The 16,649-nt window shown below is 63.7% G+C and carries 15 protein-coding genes; 6 read left to right on the forward strand and 9 right to left on the reverse strand.

Features of this window, described 5'->3' with window-relative positions:
- From IFT76_RS13100 to IFT76_RS13120, 5 genes are all read right to left on the reverse strand, one after another.
- Entirely contained in the window at window positions 1-1,125 is a 1,125-nt protein-coding gene (locus IFT76_RS13100; RefSeq protein WP_192054578.1) for a DUF1120 domain-containing protein, read from the reverse strand.
- Window positions 1,122-3,494: a fimbria/pilus outer membrane usher protein gene (locus tag IFT76_RS13105; RefSeq protein ID WP_192058698.1), complete on the reverse strand. Its 2,373-nt coding sequence runs from the start codon at window positions 3,492-3,494 to the stop codon at window positions 1,122-1,124. Before IFT76_RS13105 ends, IFT76_RS13100 begins: the two co-directional genes overlap by 4 nt.
- Complete coding sequence (locus IFT76_RS13110; RefSeq protein ID WP_122475003.1) at window positions 3,494-4,216, reverse strand: fimbria/pilus chaperone family protein; 723 nt, start codon at window positions 4,214-4,216, stop codon at window positions 3,494-3,496. Before IFT76_RS13110 ends, IFT76_RS13105 begins: the two co-directional genes overlap by 1 nt.
- 226 nt (window positions 4,217-4,442) lie before the next feature.
- On the reverse strand, window positions 4,443-5,099 hold the full coding sequence (locus IFT76_RS13115) for a DUF1120 domain-containing protein (protein ID WP_122475001.1): 657 nt from the start codon (window positions 5,097-5,099) through the stop codon (window positions 4,443-4,445).
- Window positions 5,100-5,346: 247 nt separating this feature from the next.
- Complete coding sequence (locus IFT76_RS13120; protein WP_192058700.1) at window positions 5,347-6,027, reverse strand: spermidine synthase; 681 nt, start codon at window positions 6,025-6,027, stop codon at window positions 5,347-5,349.
- Window positions 6,028-6,261: 234 nt separating this feature from the next.
- Here IFT76_RS13120 and IFT76_RS21035 point away from each other — a divergent pair, with 234 nt between their 5' ends.
- Window positions 6,262-6,390 carry a hypothetical protein gene (locus IFT76_RS21035; RefSeq protein ID WP_446731020.1) on the forward strand — a complete coding sequence of 43 codons (129 nt, stop codon included), beginning with the start codon at window positions 6,262-6,264 and terminating at the stop codon, window positions 6,388-6,390.
- A gap of 297 nt (window positions 6,391-6,687) precedes the next feature.
- On the opposite strand, the gene IFT76_RS13130 is transcribed toward IFT76_RS21035, so the two are convergent.
- Window positions 6,688-8,742 (reverse strand): S9 family peptidase, encoded by a 2,055-nt coding sequence (locus IFT76_RS13130; protein WP_192058704.1) that lies wholly within the window; start codon window positions 8,740-8,742, stop codon window positions 6,688-6,690.
- Between the two features lie 33 nt (window positions 8,743-8,775).
- On the opposite strand from IFT76_RS13130, the gene IFT76_RS13135 reads away from it, so the two are divergent.
- The 3 genes from IFT76_RS13135 to IFT76_RS13145 are packed head-to-tail and all read left to right on the forward strand — an operon-like array spanning window position 8,776 to window position 10,737.
- Window positions 8,776-9,342, forward strand: coding sequence for an MFS transporter (locus tag IFT76_RS13135; protein WP_122474993.1), 567 nt, complete (start codon window positions 8,776-8,778; stop codon window positions 9,340-9,342).
- Between the two features lie 30 nt (window positions 9,343-9,372).
- Window positions 9,373-10,155, forward strand: coding sequence for a class II glutamine amidotransferase (locus IFT76_RS13140; protein WP_192058706.1), 783 nt, complete (start codon window positions 9,373-9,375; stop codon window positions 10,153-10,155).
- Between the two features lie 42 nt (window positions 10,156-10,197).
- The gene (locus tag IFT76_RS13145; protein ID WP_185795090.1) at window positions 10,198-10,737 is read left to right on the forward strand and encodes a DUF2937 family protein; all 540 of its coding nucleotides are present in this window, start codon (window positions 10,198-10,200) and stop codon (window positions 10,735-10,737) included.
- Between the two features lie 63 nt (window positions 10,738-10,800).
- Here IFT76_RS13145 and IFT76_RS13150 read toward each other — a convergent pair whose 3' ends face one another.
- The 3 genes from IFT76_RS13150 to IFT76_RS13160 all read right to left on the reverse strand — a co-directional run bounded on the left by IFT76_RS13150 (window position 10,801) and on the right by IFT76_RS13160 (window position 14,170).
- A complete protein-coding gene (locus tag IFT76_RS13150; protein WP_192058708.1) occupies window positions 10,801-11,979 on the reverse strand; it encodes a vWA domain-containing protein in 1,179 nt (392 codons plus the stop codon).
- Window positions 11,980-12,010: 31 nt separating this feature from the next.
- Complete coding sequence (locus IFT76_RS13155) at window positions 12,011-12,856, reverse strand: AAA family ATPase (protein WP_056844259.1); 846 nt, start codon at window positions 12,854-12,856, stop codon at window positions 12,011-12,013.
- A 237-nt stretch (window positions 12,857-13,093) separates the two neighbouring features.
- Window positions 13,094-14,170, reverse strand: a complete 1,077-nt coding sequence (locus IFT76_RS13160) for a DUF748 domain-containing protein (protein ID WP_192058710.1) — start codon at window positions 14,168-14,170, stop codon at window positions 13,094-13,096.
- Window positions 14,171-14,293: 123 nt separating this feature from the next.
- On the opposite strand from IFT76_RS13160, the gene cysK reads away from it, so the two are divergent.
- The gene (gene cysK, locus IFT76_RS13165) at window positions 14,294-15,268 is read left to right on the forward strand and encodes a cysteine synthase A (RefSeq protein WP_122474984.1); all 975 of its coding nucleotides are present in this window, start codon (window positions 14,294-14,296) and stop codon (window positions 15,266-15,268) included.
- 426 nt (window positions 15,269-15,694) lie between these two features.
- Window positions 15,695-16,633, forward strand: a complete 939-nt coding sequence (locus tag IFT76_RS13170) for an aspartyl/asparaginyl beta-hydroxylase domain-containing protein (RefSeq protein ID WP_122474982.1) — start codon at window positions 15,695-15,697, stop codon at window positions 16,631-16,633.
- Window positions 16,634-16,649 lie beyond the last annotated feature (16 nt).

A 16,649-nucleotide genomic window follows, 5' to 3' on the forward strand; every position in this document is an offset into this window, starting at 1 on the left:
CTACAGGTAGATGATCTCCAGTGTGGCCGAGCCGTCGATCGGGGTTTCCTGGCGCACGTCCAGCCCTCGGGCTGGAGCCAGGTGCAGTTCGACGGTCAGCGGCAATGACAGTCCAGACCAGGCGCCGGGGGCGACGCCGGGTGTCGCTTGTCGCCCGAGCGCGGTGGGCGGGCCGTCACTGCGCAGCCATCCATCGGGGTGCGGTCGCCAGGTTTGCGCAGAAGCGTCTCCGAGCAAGGGATAAGCACTGCTGCCGTCACGACCGATCCCCGTGCCCAGCCGAGCAGTGAAACCGCCCAAGGCCTGACCGTCCGCCGTGCGGCCGATGCCGAACAACGTCGGAGCGGCAGCCAGGAGCTGGTCGCTGACGGAGCCGGCCCGGTTATCCAGCGCGCGGATAGCGAAGCGCGTCGGTGCGTCGCAGTCCACTTCCAGCACCGTTTGCCGGCTGAACGTGGTGACCGATTCGCGCCGCAGATCGGCCATGCCAATGCGACCGAAGTTCACGTTCGCGTTGCCCGCCAGCGAGGGCCGACACGCCGCTGGAGCGAACCCGGCCTTCACCAGCAATGGCTTTTGCTGACCGACAATGTCGAAACTGCCGCTGGCCGACAGCTCATGGGCGTCACTGACGGCGAGCACGGTGGGGGCAAGCGTGGCCTGCAGTTCGATCTGCGCCTGCAGGCGTTTGCCCCTGACCGCGTGGCCGGCCCGCAGCGGTTGCAGTGGCTGGTCACCTTCCAGCGCCGCTGCGCCGGTGCGGGTTGCAACCTGTGGCGCAGCGGCCGCCACCTGGCCCCACTGTACGGGCTGATCGTCCACCGATGCCTGCAGCACGCGCAGACGGTAGGCGCCTTGCGAACCCAAGGCATAGCCCTGGTTCGAGAACTGGCCGGCCCGATAGGCAAGCGTCAGATCCTGTTCGGTTTCACACAGTACGCTCAGGCTGAGTCGACGCGGCGGCAAAGGCACCTCGCCGGACGCCAACTGCACGGTCGTGCGATTGAATTGACCCAGGTCGATGTCGGCCGGGCTGAGCGACAGGCTGCATCCCTGCGCAAATGCCTGCAACGGTGTGGCCAATGCGGTGGCCACCAGCGCCGTCAGGAAGGTGCAACGGCTCATGATTCGCTCTCCTCGACCCGGCACTGCGCCGTGGTCTGCTCGTAATACGCCTCGGCATCGGCGCTGGCCGGCAGTTCGAACTGCAATCGGCACGGCTGCTCGTCTACCGTGCGGCTCCACAACTGCGGACTCGCATGGATATTGGGCACGAAGACCGCGCCGTCTTCCTGTACCAATGTCACCAGTTGGCCCTGCGCATCGGTGACGCCCGTGCTACGGTTGAGGCGCCGCCCGGCCTCGTCCTGCACCTGAAGCAGCAAGCGCCGCGTGACCTCCACACCGAACATGATGCGCGGCACTGCGCCACGCGCGGCCTGGAGGGTGGCTGCGCCTTGATGCACGTCGACGTTGCGCGGTAACGATGCAGTGGCCACCTGCACGTTGCTGCGACCGAACGGAGCCAGTTGCGGCAGCACGGCGCGGCCCTTGCGGTCGGTCCACACGCTGCCGCCGGGGGTATCGATCTGCACGTTTGCGACATTTTCCAGGGTCAACAGGCCGAAGGTGTCCTGCAACGGGTAGGGCGACAAGGTGAAGCCATCTTCGTGGAGCACCACGGCGCCTCGTGCAGCGCCACTGTAGCCATGGCTGTCGCTGCCGTAGTTGGCATAGCCGACGTCCAGTTGACTGGCTTGGGTCAGCCGCGATACGCCGCCGTTGTAGCTCACCGCGCCAGTGCGACTGGCGCGCTCGGCGGCGACTCGGTACTGAGTGCGCTCGTCCCAGCGGCCTTGCACACCGCTGCCCAGGCGGATGCCGGTGCTGTCGTTGCGGGCGGTCGAACGCCAGTTCAAACCGTCACCCAGGGGCAGGCTGGCGCTGAAATACAAGGCATTACCCAGGCCACCGTCGCCGGCCAGCTGCCATTGCCCGGTAGCGGTCAGGGACACGGGGCCGAGCCGTCGCCCCCAATTGACCTGGGCTCGACTGGAGCGTTGCCCGTCGAACGCCGTGGCGGTGGACCACGTGCCGCTCAGGCTGCCCGTCCAGGGATGGGTCCAGCCCAGGCCGAAGGCGTACTGATCACGCACTCGGCTTCGCTGGCCAGCGGGCTGATTCCACCCACTGTCGATCAACTCTCGATAGCCGACTGTCTGCCGACCGGCACTGAGCAAGGCTGACCAGCGATCGCCGAGCTGCTGATTGAGACTGATGCTGCCCTGCACCCCCTGGTCGTCCGATTCGCTGGCATGCGCGGCCTGTAACAGGCTCTGCGCTCGCGAGCCGGGCCACGGTTCCAGGTTGAGCCCGGCGCCGCCGGCGTTGTAGCCTTGGCCGATGAGGGCACCGCCACTGATACTGGCGGCCGGCGCCAGTGGGTAGCTGCCTCCGGCGCTCAACACCCAGGGTTCCCGAGCGCTGCGCCCACTGTTGCGCAGCTGTCCGATGCCCACAGCAAAGCCCTGTGAGGGCAACTCCAGGCCCAAGGTGGCGGCCAGGACGGTAAAGGTGCGACGTTCGCCATCGGCCTCGATCACCGTGACCTCCAGGTCTCTGCGCCGGTCAAGTTGGGGAATATCGCTCAACTCGAAAGGTCCGGCCAGCACCACGGTTGAATAGATCAGCACGCCGCTCTGGCGAACGTCCACCCGCGCCTGAGTAGCCGCAATGCCCTGCACCCGAGCGCCACGGCCGCTGCCGCCGAGCGCCGGTTCGCTCATCCACTGCGCGCCGGTGACGCGCGCGCCGGCGAGCACCGGGTTGCTCAGGTTGATCTGGCCCAACTGCAGCATCGCCTGCTGGTCGCTGAAGGTGCGCTGCGCATAGGCTTCCATGTGCTGCAGGCTCGCCTTGCCCTGCACCGAGCTATAGAACTGACGGCTGCGCAGGATCCAATCGCCTGCATTGACGCCAGCCTCGGTGTTGGCCGAAAGAAACCGGCTGCGTTGACCATTGAACTGGTTGTACAGGCCCTGCACGTCATAGTTGAGCAGGCCGGCAACCCCACCTCGGGTAAAGGCCGATTGGTCGGCCGATGCAGTGCGCAAGGCAGGTGCAGGTACCAACAGCCGCACTTCACCGGCTTGGGGTAGCAGTTCGATCAGGGTCTGCGGAAATTGCTCGATGAACTCGCCGCAGCCTGACTCGGTATCGACCAGTTCCCCGGCGTCGCGCACGGCCTGGTCGATACACAGGGCACCTGCGGTGTCGAAGGCGGCTTGGACAACGCCTCTGGGCTGACCGTTGACCCACAGTCGCACAGCGTGCACGCCTTCTGTGAAGCGCGCGGTCTGGCTCAAGTAGGCGGCCAAGTCAGGATCGATACCACGCAGGCGCAGGGTTTCGCTGTCGAAACTTGTTGCGCTTGCAGTCTGGGTGTACAGCGCCAACGTCACTGCGGACAATGTGCTACCAATGAGCGCCTTCATCAAGGCGCGCCCTGATTCAGCGTTGCCTGATGCGTACCTACGGCAAAACCGTACACCGTGGCAGGGGTAAACAGGACCTGCCCATCGGCGACGGCCAGCGCCTTGCCGGGCAGAGTCAGCCGATCACCGGGCAATACGTAGCTGCGGGGCAGCTGCCAAGGGGTCTTGCTCGGCAGGCTGTGCACTTCCTGTGACAGACGCACGACATAGGGAGTGGGGTTGGATACCGTAAGCTGGCTGTCCTGCAGCGACCAGTGCAGGCCCTTCCAAGGCTCGGCGTTCCTCACCAGGCCTTTGGGGTGCAGGATCACCGGCAGATTCTGTCGTACGTTTACCGATACTCGTGCCTCGCCGGGTTTACCTGGCTGGTCGTTCTGCGCCAGTCCCTCGAAGATGACCCTTTTCAAGCGTTGAGTGGTGAGCGGTTCGGAGTTCGACAGGATGAAGCGCACCAGCTGCGATTCACCCGCCTCGACGCGCGCGATGGGGGGTGTGACGAACAACAGCGACGCCTTGTCTTCGGGGATGTGATCCAGCGTGACGTGCAGCAGCGCAGGATGCTGGTCGCTGTTGGTCACTTTTATGGCGGTTTCGGCATCGCCTTCGTAGACGATGACCACCGAGGTTTCCGGGATCATGCCGTCGGCATGGATTTCAGGACTGCAGATCAGCAACGCTGTGATGCCCAGGTACGCATACAAAACGTGGTTGCGGCGGTTCATCGGTTTCTCCAGACAGGGAACGCAACAGGCAGGTACGACCACGCCTTCCTCGACACCGCAGTGCCGGGAAGATCGTGTGAGGGGGAAGGGCAGCAGTACTCTAAAAGCAATCCGCGCGTTCTCGGCTCGGACCCTTCAGCAAGTGCAGGACGAAAAGATTGCAAGCGACGTAGGACGTATCTGCGCCAGGCTTTGCCGACAAAGAAACTACCGCAACGCGGTGTCGTTACAGGTACACGAGTTCGATGGTGGCGGCACCGTCGAGGGCGACTTCGTCGGTCAGGGTCAGCCCTTTGGCCGCAGCGATGACCAGATAGGATTTGAGTGCGAAAGTGGCATCCTTGATCGGCAGCGGTTGCGCCAAAGCCCCTGCTGTATCGGTGAAACCCAACAGCTCGCCGTAGTTGCGAATACCTTTCTCGCCCTGGGTCGCACTGGTCCATACGGTGCCCGCCGCATTACCTACGCCTACGAAAGCAGGTTTGCCGTCAATCAGTGATTCGCGTGGGTAGATTTCCAGAAAATGCGCACCGATTTTCTCTCCTTTGGGCGTCAAGCCCAGCCCGTAGGGTGTCACGTACCAGTTATTTCCGACGGTATCTGCACGATTGTCGATCCCACGGATTCCGTACACCGTAGCAGCCGTGCAATTGACGCTCAGGGTGGCGACCTTCTTGTTCTCGGTGAAACCTGTTGGCCCATCCACGTTGAGGTCGCTCTTCGATATCTTGCCGTGGTGGAAATCGCTGGCAGAGAGCGATGGGGTGCAAGCGGCCGGTACGATCGAGCCGGTGACACTCAAATCAACGGTTGAAGCCGCCATCGCGGTCGGGAGTGCTGCCAGCAGCGTGGTGCCGATAAGCAGACGGGATATAAGGGTCATGTTGATTTCCAGATTGGTTAATGGTGGTTGCACATCGCAACACCGCCAACTCTAGAAGCCGCTGAACAGCCCGTAAGTGAGCCGATTCAGAAGTTTGCCGTGAAACCTCCTAGCCGATTTCCACAGCCGAACAGGAATGCTCCTCACCGTAGGAGCGGTCATTGGCCGCGAAGCAGACGCCGCGGTGCATCTAGCGGACCACGGTGCGCCCTTCGCGGCCACGGACCGCTCCTGCGGCGCAGTGGGTTCAGATTTTCTGGGCGATCCAGATGGTATGGCGGGTGCCCTTGTTGCCGTGGGCGAACACCTGCACTTCTTCGGCCTTGAAGCCGGCCTTGCGCAGGTTGTCGCTGAACTGGCGGTCGGCGCTGGCCGACCACACGGCGAGAACACCCTTGGGCCTCAAGGCTTTCGCGCAGGCCGCCAGGCCACCGCTCGAATACAGCCAGCTATTGGCCTTCTGGGTCAGACCTTCAGGGCCATTGTCCACATCCAGCATGATCGCGTCGAAACCGGCCGGCTCGGCCTGCAGCACCTTGGCCACGTCCTCCAGGCGGATGACGGTGCGCGGATCGGCCAGGGGGTTGCCGGCTTTTTCGCCCAACGGGCCACGGTTCCACTCGACCACGCCGGGCACCAGTTCGGCGACCACCACTTGCGCGGTCTTGCCCAGATGCTTGAGCGCCGAAGCCAGGGTGAAGCCCATGCCCAAACCGCCGATCAGCACCCGCGAGTTCGGTCGCCCGGCCACCTTGCGGCAGGGGATCTCGGCCAGGGCGTCTTCGGAACCGTGCATGCGGGTGTTCATCAGTTGTCCGCCATCGCCTCCCTGGATCTTGATGACGAAGTCTTCGCCGTACTCGAACAGGCAGAGCGCACCGCCGTTGTCGGGGATCGGTGTGGTGTCGAGCAGTACGAAGCGTTTCATCGGTCAATCTCGGAAGGAGGACAAGGTAGTGCCATGGTAGTAGCCTGTGTCATCGGAACAGGCAGTCAGGCCTTGGGGTGTTCAATGAAGTTGCGCAGTGTATCGGTCTTTGCATGTGTTGCCCTGTGTGCCGGTGTCGCATCGGCCTCGTCGCTGCCCCCGGGATCGCCGGGTACACCCACGCCAACCCCCTATCCACAGGTTACCGTGCCCTCGACCCATTGCGGCGAGGGCATGAGCGGTTCACCGCCGCTGCTGCCGCCCATACCGTTGCCTGCGCCACCCAAGGCCGAGAACGTCCCCGAACCCGAACGTCAGGACACGCCGCCAACCCCGGTCAAGCCCAAATCCCCCGGCGGTTGATCGCGTTTTCCCTGGTATACCGCATTCTCCGCCGACGCGGCTCGCGCCGCTGCTACAGGGGGATACAGGCCGCCTGCAACGCCACGCCCCTCGTAGCAGCGGCGCAAGCCGCGTCCAGGTTCACCGCGTTCCTTCAGGCCCACCGCATCCGATGCGCCACGAACCCTGTAGCAGCGGCGCAAGCCGCGTCCGCGTTCGCCGCGTTCCTTCAGGCCCACCGCATCCGATGCGCCGCGAACCCTGTAGCAGCGGCGCAAGCCGCGTCCGCGTTCGCCGCGTTCCTTCAGGCACGCCACATCAAGATTGTTTGGGTGTGCCCAGGGCCTTGAGCACGAACGCATATTCCAGGGCCACATCGCGCAGGCCCTGGTAACGGCCGCTCATGCCGCCGTGACCAGCACCCAGTTCGGTCTTCAGCAGCAGCAGGTTGTCGTCGGTCTTGCACGCGCGCAGGCGCGCTACCCACTTGGCGGCTTCCCAATACTGCACACGGCTGTCGTTGTAGCCGGCGACCACCAGCAGGTGCGGATACGCCTGCGCGGTGACGTTCTCGTACGGCGCGTAAGCCTTGATGCGCGCATGCACCTCGGGGTCCTGAGGGTTGCCCCACTCGTCATATTCGGTCACGGTCAGCGGCAGGTCGGGGTCCAGCATGGTGTTGAGCACGTCGACGAACGGCACCTCCGCTACCGCCGCCTGGAACAGCTCCGAACGCTGGTTCAACACTGCGCCGATCAACAGGCCGCCCGCGCTGCCGCCACTGATGACCAGCTGCTCGGCGCGCGTCAGCCCCTGCTCGATCAAGTGTTCGGCACAGGCGATGAAATCGCTGAAGGTATTGCCTTTGTGTTCCTGCTTGCCAGCCCGATACCACGCCTCGCCCAACTCGCCGCCGCCGCGCACATGGGCGATGGCAAAGGCAATGCCGCGGTCCAGCAAACTCAACCGCGCATGGGAAAACCACGGATCCAGGCTCTCGCCGTAGGCGCCGTAGCCGTACAGGTACAGCGGTGTGGCCTGCCCAACGAATGCTTTCTTCATCACCAAGCTGATCGGCACCTGAGTGCCGTCTGCGGCGGTGGCCCAGAGGCGCTGGCTGACATAGTCGTCGGCGTCGAACCGACCCAGCACCGGGGTCTGCTTGAGCACCACTTGGGCGCCGTCGCTCAGGTTCAGTTGGCGAACCTGGCCAGGCCGGTTCAAGGCTTCGTAGCGCAAGCGAATCTGCTCGCTGGCAAACTCCAGGCTGTCAGAGACATACAGGCTGTATGCGGCATCCGGCAGTTGCACCGGGTAGGGCGCCAGGCCCTGGGCATGGACTTCGATGATCGGCAGGCCGCGCGCGCGCAGGCTCAAGGTGAAGGCAGCGGCATTGAGGGTCACCCCTTCGAGCATCACATCGTCACGGTGTGGGATCAGCGTTCGCCACTGCTCGCGAGTCGGCGCCGCGCCCGTGTCGGCGGCCTGGTACAAGGCGAAGTTGATGCCCGACTGGTTGCTGCGGATGAACCAGGTCCAGGCACCGTCGAGTTGGCCGTGATCCGGATAGTACTCATGGTCCTCGACCCTTGGCGCCAAGCAGGTGAAATCCCCTGCAGGCTGGTCGGCATCCAGCACCCAGGCTTCGCTGGTGGTCTTGCTGTTGAGCAGCAGGATCAGTTGGCGCTCGGAACTGGAACGGTAGCAGTGCAGGAAGAAGCGCCCGTCGTTCTCCTCGAACACCTGCTCGGCGCCGTCGCTGCCCAAGGTGTGGCGGTGCAGCCGATGAGGGCGGTGGGTTTCGTCCAGTTCACCGAAGAACAGGGTCTGGCTGTCATTGGCCCAGGTCATGCTGCCGTCGCAATCCTCGAAAGGCAGCTCGACCACCGCATCGTTGCCCAGCTCCTTGACGAACAGGCGGTAGATCTCGTCGCCACTGGTGTCCAGGCTGTAGGCCAGGCGCTGGTGGTCAGGGCTGACGTTGAACGCGCCCATCGACAGGAAGCCACCGTCGGCCAGCACGTTAGGGTCCAGCAGCAACTGCTCGGAGTGCTCGTCGACCTGGGTCGAGCCGTCGTCCGGGCGTGCGCAGCGATAGTGCCGCGGGTACTCGTCGCCGGCCGTGGTGCGGGTGTAGTACAACCACGGCCCCCACGGCGAGGCGAGGGACAGGTCGGTTTCGCGGATGCGCCCCTTGATCTCCTCGAACAATTGCTCGCGCAGCTCGGCCTGGTCGGCCAGTTGTGCCTCCTGCCAGGCGTTCTCGGCCTTGAGGTAGTCGAGCACGTCGGTGTGGTCGCGCGCCTGCAGCCAGGCGTAGGGGTCGTCACCGGCGGCGACATGGGCGATGGGGGCGACGATAGGCTGGGACATGAGCGGCTCTCTTGGCGCGGGTGCTGGCGGTGCATGCCTCGGGGGCACGACAACAGCAGCGCCGGGCAGGCGAAAAGCCGTTATCATAAGCGCCTATTTGCCTGCCATGCCACGGACACCATGACCGAGAACGACTATTTCCTCGCCTGGGGTATCTACGCCTTCGCCGCCCTGGGCTGCATTCTGGTGTGGTTTCGTATCACCCGCTGGATGTGGCGCTACCTGCGCGAGCCCTTGCGCCTGCTCGGCGTGGTGCTGCTGCTGACGCCCACCGTGGTCGACCCGGCCCGCGACCTGCTGGCCCCGGCCGTGGCGATCAGCGCCCTGGAGCTGTTGTTCAAGATGGGCGGCAGTGCCTGGGGCGCGATTTCCGACCTGACCATGGCCGCAGTGATTGCCCTGGGCGTTTACGTGATTTTCGCGCTGGTGCGCCTGCCGTTCCTGCGCAAGGCCCAGGCCCGGCGCCTGGCGCAGGCTGAAGCAGACGCCGCTCGGCACGATGGCGATGCCGCCGCGGCTGCGCGACCCATCGAGCCGCGCGAAGAACGTCCGGTGCCCACGCCGCCACGGGACAACCTGCGGGTCGAACCGCGCATCTGAATCCACGTTCCATCGTCTCGAGTACCGTGCATGTGTGAACTTCTGGGCATGAGTGCCAACGTACCGACCGATATCGTTTTCAGCTTCACCGGCCTGATGCAGCGCGGCGGCCGCACCGGTCCGCACCGCGACGGCTGGGGCATCGCTTTCTATGAAGGCCGTGGCCTGCGCCTGTTCCAGGACCCGACCGCGAGCAGCGAGTCGGAAGTGGCGCAGCTGGTGCAGCGCTATCCGATCAAGAGCGAAGTGGTCATCGGCCACATTCGCCAGGCCAACGTCGGCAAGGTCTGCCTGGCCAATACCCATCCCTTCGTGCGTGAGCTGTGGGGACGCAACTGGTGCTTCGCCCACAATGGCCAATTGGCCGAGTTCAGCCCGCGCGCCGATTTCTACCGCCCCGTGGGTGATACCGACAGCGAAGCGGCGTTCTGCGACCTGCTCAACCGCGTCCGCGAATGCTTTCCCGAGCCGGTCGAGTTCGAGCGCCTGTTGCCCATCCTCGTGCAGGCCTGCGAGCAGTACCGTGGCCAGGGTGTGTTCAATTGCCTGCTCAGTGACGGCGACTGGCTGTTCTGCTTCTGCTCGACCAAGCTGGTGCACATTACCCGGCGGGCACCTTTCGGTCCGGCCCGGCTCAAAGACGTGGACGTGATCGTGGATTTCCAGGCCGAGACCACGCCCGACGATGTGGTCACGGTGATCGCCACCGAGCCGCTGACCGAGAACGAAACCTGGAACCGCTACGCGCCCGGCAACTGGGGTCTGTGGCGCCAGGGTGAATGCGTTGCCACCGGACAGGCGCAGCCTGCCTGATACCCCACCGTGGCGCTGCCACCTTTGACTGAGAGGACGTTCATGCTGCGAAGCTACCTGCGACTTGTGCTGTTTGCCGTCGGCTTGCTGGTGGGTGTGCAAGTGCCCGGCGTGATCAACGACTACAGCCAGCGGGTCGAGGCCCATCGGCTCGAAGCGCAGCAGAGCCTGCGTGGTTTCAGCGAGACCGCGCAGCGCTTCTTCAATGGCGACCTGCAGGCGCTGGTGGCGCACTACCGTGCCAGTGAAGACCCGGTGTTCCGCAGCGACGCCGCCAGCATCGGCGCGCTGCTGGCCCGCAACCAGTTGCTGGAACGCGAGTGGCAAGCGCTGCAAGGGCCCTGGTATGCGAAAGCCTGGCATGTGGTGGCCCAGGCCGATCCGCAATTGCGCCAGGAAACCTTGAATGGCTACAGTTATCAGGTGCTGCTGGCGCCTGAGGCAATTGCCTGGGGCATCGCCTGTGCCCTGGTGCTGGCCTGGGTGGTGGAATGCATCATCCTGTTCATCGGCTGGACCCTGTGGTTCGGCCGCCGCCGTGCCAAACCCGTGGCCGAGCCCCTGGTACGCCGCGAACGCTAGAGCGTGCTCCTACCTTCACCTTAGGAGCGGTCAGCGGCCGCGAACGACCTCACGCAACACCTCTCACTTGGCCAGGTAGCGCATCCCGTCTTCCAGGCCACTCAGGGTCAGCGGGTACATTCGTTGTTCCACCAGATCGCGAATGATGTGCGTCGACGCCGTGTACCCCCAGGTGTTCTCGGGGTAGGGATTGATCCAGATCAGTTTGCGGTAGGTCTGCATGAACCGCTGCAACCAGACCAGCCCCGCTTCTTCGTTCCAATGCTCGACGCTACCGCCCGGATGGGTGATCTCGTAGGGAGCCATGGCGGCGTCGCCGATAAACACCACCTTGTAGTCGGGGCCGTACTTGTGCAGCAGGTCGTGGGTGCTGATGCGCTCGGCGTTGCGGCGCTGGTTGTCCTTCCAGACCGTCTCGTAGACACAGTTGTGGAAGTAGAAATACTCGAGGTGCTTGAACTCGGTACGGCAGGCCGAGAACAGCTCCTCGCAGACCTTGACGTGGGCGTCCATCGAACCGCCGATATCGAACAGCAGCAACAGCTTCACGTTGTTGCGCCGCTCGGGACGCAACTGGATGTTGAGCAGCCCGCCATCGCGTGCGGTGTGGTCGATGGTGCCGTCGATGTCCAGCTCTTCGGCCGCCCCTTGCCGGGCAAACTGGCGCAATCGACGCAGTGCCACCTTGATGTTGCGCGTACCCAGTTCCACGCCGTCGTCCAGGTTTCGGTACTCGCGCTGATCCCAGACCTTCACCGCCTTGCCCTGGCGCTCGCCGGCATCGCCCACGCGAATGCCTTCGGGGTGATAGCCACCCGAGCCGAACGGACTGGTGCCGCCGGTGCCGATCCACTTGCTGCCGCCGGCATGCCGGCCTTTCTGTTCCTCCAGGCGCTGCTTGAAGGCTTCGATCAGCTTGTCCAGCCCGCCCAGGGACTGGATCTGCGCACGTTCCTCGGCGCTCAACGAGCGCTCGAACTCCTTGCGCAGCCATTCCTCCGGGATCAACGCTTCGAGGTGTTGATCGAGGTGCTGCAGGCCATTGAAATAGGCTGAAAACGCCCGGTCGAATTTGTCGAAGTGACGTTCGTCCTTGACCAGTATCGCCCGCGCCAGAAAGTAGAATTCGTCCATGTCGGCGAACGTCACGCGCTGCTCCAGGGCATTGATCAGGTCGAGCAGTTCACGCACCGACACCGGCACTTTGGCCGCGCGCATTTCATTGAACAGGTTGAGCAGCATGGCGGACGCCCTCGCAGTCGAAAAAGGGGGATCAGCGGTTGCCGCGCCGGCTCATGAACGCCAGGCGTTCGAGCAATTGCACGTCCTGTTCGTTCTTGACCAGTGCACCGGCCAGCGGTGGGATGGCCTTGGTCGGATCACGTTCGCGCAGCACGGCTTCGCCGATGTTGTCGGCCATCAGCAGTTTGAGCCAGTCGACCAGCTCGGAGGTGGAGGGCTTCTTTTTCAGGCCGGGCACCTTGCGCACGTCGAAGAACACGTCCAGGGCTTCGGCCACCAGGGTTTTCTTGATGTCGGGGTAGTGTACGTCGACGATGCGTTGCAGGGTCGTGCGGTCGGGAAAGGCGATGTAGTGGAAGAAGCAGCGACGCAGGAATGCGTCGGGCAGCTCCTTTTCGTTGTTGGAGGTAATGATGATGATCGGGCGATGACGGGCCTTGATGGTTTCGTTGGTCTCGTAGACATAGAACTCCATCTTGTCGAGTTCCTGCAGCAGGTCGTTGGGGAACTCGATGTCGGCCTTGTCGATTTCATCGATCAGCAGGATGACCCGCTCGTCCGCCTCGAACGCCTCCCACAGCTTGCCTTTCTTCAGGTAGTTGCGCACATCGTGGACCTTGTCCACGCCCAGTTGCGAGTCGCGCAGGCGGCTGACCGCATCGTACTCGTACAGCCCCTGGTGGGCTTTGGTGGTGGACTTGATGTGCCAGGTGATCAGGCGCGCGCCGAAGGACTCGGCCAGTTGTTCGGCCAGCATGGTTTTGCCAGTGCCTGGCTCGCCCTTGACCAGCAGGGGTCGTTGCAGGGTGATCGCGGCATTGACCGCCAGCTTGAGGTCGTCGGTGGCGACATAGGCGGGAGTGCCTTCGAACTTCATGGGGCTGTCCTCGGTGATCAAAAGTGGTGGCCGACTATATAGCGCAACGAGCTGCTTGTGGTGTGCCAGAAGGCTTGGCGCAACCCCCGTAGGAGCGGTCAGTGGCCGCGAACGGTGCCACGCGGTGCGCCAGATACACTGCAGCGCCTGGTTCGCGGCCAAAGACCGCTCCTACGAGAAAACCCAAGGAGAGCGGCTGGCCCTCTGCCCGCGAAGGGGCCAGGCCTGTCAATCACCTCATTCCTGCTTCGGCGGCGCCTGTTCGTAGCGTGCATTGAAAGCCTGCACGAACCCGTTGCGCAAGATCTGCCAGAACGCCTGCAACGGGCTGATGTCCTGACGATGCACATTGCCGCTGAGTTCGACCCGGGTCGCGAACTGGTTCTGCGACTGGTTTTTCAATACCGTCTCGGTCCCGCCCACCACGGCCTCCCAGATGGAACGCAAGATGCCCTTGTCCTTGTTCTCGACGTCCTGTTGCCAGTTGAACACGTCGACATTGTGCAACAGCGGTTTGATGTAACCGCTCAAACGGGCGTTGTCGGCGTCGGCCTCGATCACGATGTCGCCACTGCCGGCGTTGAAATCGAACTTGCCATAGGCACCCGAGAAATCGTTGAGCCGACGCAACTCGATGCCGGTGGCGCGCAAGCGGAATTCGAAGTCTTCGAAGTTGCTGAACGGATCGAACGTGGCGGTGCTTTCAATGGGGGCCTGGCCGAACAGCTTGGCGTGGCCTTCGAAACGCGCATCGCGCTTGCCTTCGAGGTCCTCGACATTGGTCAGGTTGTACAGGCTGGCGTTGACCTGGGTGGCGCTGAGGTTGACCTGGGGTTTGGACGAGAAATTGCGGAAGCTGATCTTGCCATCGTTGACCCGCACTTCGTTCAAGGTGATCGGCAGCAGCTTGTTCATCTGGTCGCGCCAGTCGGTGCCGGCACCGGTCTGGGTGGCCTGCTTGTTGGTACCACCGTCGACGAAGTTGAGCTCGGGGCGCAGGAATTCCACGTGTGCGACCACAGCATGCTTGTTCCACAGGGCGTGCCAGCTCACCGCGATGTCGATCACCGGTGCGTCGAGCAGCGGCACAGGCACTTTGCCGGAGGTCTTGACGATCTGCAGGCCGTTGATCTGATAGGCGCCGCGCCACCAGGCCAGGTCCACATCGCTGACACGGCCTTTGTAGTCGCCCATGTCGGCCAGCTTGTCGTTCAGGTAGTCGCGCACCAGATAGGGCAGGGCGATGTGCAGCCCCAGCACCAATACGACCAGGCCGGTCACGGTCCATAGCGGCCAGCTGTAACGACGTTTCATGGCAGACTCTCCAGAACGATAGTTAGCGATTGACTGTCCACAGTCTCATCCGTTCGCTGGACTCGCCCCCATCGCGGGCTTAACCTTGGATTTTTCCTGCTGCAGCACAAGGACCCTTACGCCATGAGCCGCATTTACGCCGACAACGCCCATTCCATTGGCAACACGCCGTTGGTGCAGATCAACCGCATCGGTCCGCGCGGGGTGACCCTGCTGGCCAAGATCGAGGGGCGCAACCCCGGCTACTCGGTCAAGTGCCGCATTGGCGCGAGCATGATCTGGGACGCTGAAAGCTCGGGCAAGCTCAAGCCGGGCATGACCATCGTCGAGCCGACGTCGGGCAATACCGGCATCGGCCTGGCATTCGTGGCCGCTGCGCGCGGCTACAAGCTCATGCTGACCATGCCCGCGTCCATGAGCCTGGAGCGCCGCAAGGTGCTCAAGGCGCTGGGTGCCGAACTGGTGCTGACCGAGCCGGCCAGGGGCATGAAGGGCGCCATCGAAAAGGCAGGGGAGATCGTCGCCAGTGATCCGGAGCTGTATTTCATGCCCCAGCAGTTCGACAACCCGGCCAATCCGGCGATTCATGAAAAGACCACCGGGCCGGAGATCTGGAACGACACCGACGGCGCCGTCGATGTGCTGGTGGCAGGTGTGGGCACAGGCGGCACGATTACCGGCATCTCGCGCTACATCAAGCACGTCCAGGGCAAGTCGATTCTCAGCGTCGCGGTCGAACCGCTGGGTTCGCCCATCATCACCCAGGCCATGGCCGGCCAGGAAATCAGCCCGGCACCCCACAAGATTCAGGGCATCGGCGCCGGCTTCATCCCGAAGAACCTCGACCTGTCGCTGGTGGATCGGGTCGAGCTGGTCAGCGACGACGAAGCCAAGGCCATGGCGCGGCGCCTGATGCAGGAGGAGGGCATCCTCTGCGGTATTTCCTGTGGCGCGGCCATGGCGGCCGCGGCCAAGCTGGCGGAAAAGCCGGAAATGCAGGGCAAGACCATCGTGGTGATCCTGCCCGATTCGGGCGAGCGTTACCTGTCGAGCATGCTATTCAGCGACCTGTTCACCGAAACCGAACTGCAGGCTTGATCGCTGTTGTGTGACGGCTGACGCCTTCGCGGCCGATGACCGCTCCTACGGGTATACGCCACCTCCGTAGGAGCGGCCCGCGGCCGCGAAAGCCGCGCCGCGGTATGCCTGACACACCGCGCTGGCCTTTTCACGGCCGATGACCGCTCCTACGGGTATACTCCACCTCCGTAGGAGCGGCCCGCGGCCGCGAAAGCCGCGCCGCGGTATATCTGACACACCGCGCTGGCCTATTCGCGGCCGATGACCGCTCCTACGGGTATACGCCACCTCCGTAGGAGCGGTCCGCGGCCGCGAAAGCCGCGCTGCGGAACAGCTGACACACCGCGGTGCCTTCTTGCAGCCCGACCGCTGCCCGACGCCTTTCATTTCCAGTCGGGCCACCAGGGTTTATCATGGCGCACTGCCCACTCGAGGATCCGCTCCATGACCCTTTCCTTCGCCGCCAAGGCTGCCGTCTTGCTGCTGTTCATCGGCAGCACGCTCTACGTGCACCTGCGGGGCAAGGCGCGTCTGCCGGTGTTGCGCCAGTTCGTCAACCACTCGGCCCTGTTCGCTCCCTACAACGCCTTGATGTACCTGTTCTCCAGCGTGCCGTCCAAACCCTACCTGGACCGCAGCAAATTCCCGGAGCTGGATGTGCTCAAGGACAACTGGCAGGTCATCCGCGACGAGGCCATGCACCTGTTCGACGAGGGCTACATCCGCGCCGCCGAAAAGAACAACGATGCCGGTTTCGGCTCGTTCTTCAAGAAAGGCTGGAAGCGTTTCTACCTCAAGTGGTACGACAAATCCCTGCCGTCGGCCGACGCGCTGTGCCCGCGCACCGTCGAACTGGTCAACAGCATCCCCAACGTCAAGGGCGCAATGTTCGCGCTATTGCCGGGCGGCAGCCACCTCAACCCGCATCGCGACCCCTTTGCCGGATCGCTGCGCTACCACCTGGGCCTGTCGACCCCAAACTCCGATGCCTGCCGCATTTTCGTGGACGGTGAGGAATACGCCTGGCGCGATGGCGACGACGTGATGTTCGACGAAACCTACGTGCATTGGGTGAAGAACGAGACCGAGCACACCCGGGTCATCTTGTTCTGCGACATCGAACGCCCGCTGAGCAACCGCTTCATGGCGAGCCTGAACAAGCGCGTCAGTGCCTTTCTGGGGCGTGCCACCGCACCGCAGAATCTGGACGACGAACGCGTGGGCGGCATCAACCAGGCCTATGCCTGGAGCAAGACCTTCAGCGATCGCTTCAGTGGCAAGGTCAAGCAGTTCAAGCGCGCCAATCCCAAGGCCTACCGAGTGTTGCGCCCGGTGCTGGCAGTGGTCGTGCTGACGGCGCTGGGTTACTGGCTGTTCGGCTGACCGCACGGCCAGCCCT

Source organism: Pseudomonas sp. CFBP 13727 (assembly GCF_014841915.1).
In the GTDB taxonomy this organism is placed as follows: domain Bacteria; phylum Pseudomonadota; class Gammaproteobacteria; order Pseudomonadales; family Pseudomonadaceae; genus Aquipseudomonas; species Aquipseudomonas baltica.

Coding starts and splice junctions, on each gene's coding strand:
- IFT76_RS13100 (WP_192054578.1), bottom strand. CDS start 1,125: ATGAGCCGTTGCACCTTCCTGACGGCGCTGGTGGCCACCGCATTGGCC.
- IFT76_RS13105 (WP_192058698.1), bottom strand. CDS start 3,494: ATGAAGGCGCTCATTGGTAGCACATTGTCCGCAGTGACGTTGGCGCTG.
- IFT76_RS13110 (WP_122475003.1), bottom strand. CDS start 4,216: ATGAACCGCCGCAACCACGTTTTGTATGCGTACCTGGGCATCACAGCG.
- IFT76_RS13115 (WP_122475001.1), bottom strand. CDS start 5,099: ATGACCCTTATATCCCGTCTGCTTATCGGCACCACGCTGCTGGCAGCA.
- IFT76_RS13120 (WP_192058700.1), bottom strand. CDS start 6,027: ATGAAACGCTTCGTACTGCTCGACACCACACCGATCCCCGACAACGGC.
- IFT76_RS21035 (WP_446731020.1), top strand. CDS start 6,262: ATGAGCGGTTCACCGCCGCTGCTGCCGCCCATACCGTTGCCTGCGCCA.
- IFT76_RS13130 (WP_192058704.1), bottom strand. CDS start 8,742: ATGTCCCAGCCTATCGTCGCCCCCATCGCCCATGTCGCCGCCGGTGAC.
- IFT76_RS13135 (WP_122474993.1), top strand. CDS start 8,776: ATGCCTCGGGGGCACGACAACAGCAGCGCCGGGCAGGCGAAAAGCCGT.
- IFT76_RS13140 (WP_192058706.1), top strand. CDS start 9,373: ATGTGTGAACTTCTGGGCATGAGTGCCAACGTACCGACCGATATCGTT.
- IFT76_RS13145 (WP_185795090.1), top strand. CDS start 10,198: ATGCTGCGAAGCTACCTGCGACTTGTGCTGTTTGCCGTCGGCTTGCTG.
- IFT76_RS13150 (WP_192058708.1), bottom strand. CDS start 11,979: ATGCTGCTCAACCTGTTCAATGAAATGCGCGCGGCCAAAGTGCCGGTG.
- IFT76_RS13155 (WP_056844259.1), bottom strand. CDS start 12,856: ATGAAGTTCGAAGGCACTCCCGCCTATGTCGCCACCGACGACCTCAAG.
- IFT76_RS13160 (WP_192058710.1), bottom strand. CDS start 14,170: ATGAAACGTCGTTACAGCTGGCCGCTATGGACCGTGACCGGCCTGGTC.
- cysK (WP_122474984.1), top strand. CDS start 14,294: ATGAGCCGCATTTACGCCGACAACGCCCATTCCATTGGCAACACGCCG.
- IFT76_RS13170 (WP_122474982.1), top strand. CDS start 15,695: ATGACCCTTTCCTTCGCCGCCAAGGCTGCCGTCTTGCTGCTGTTCATC.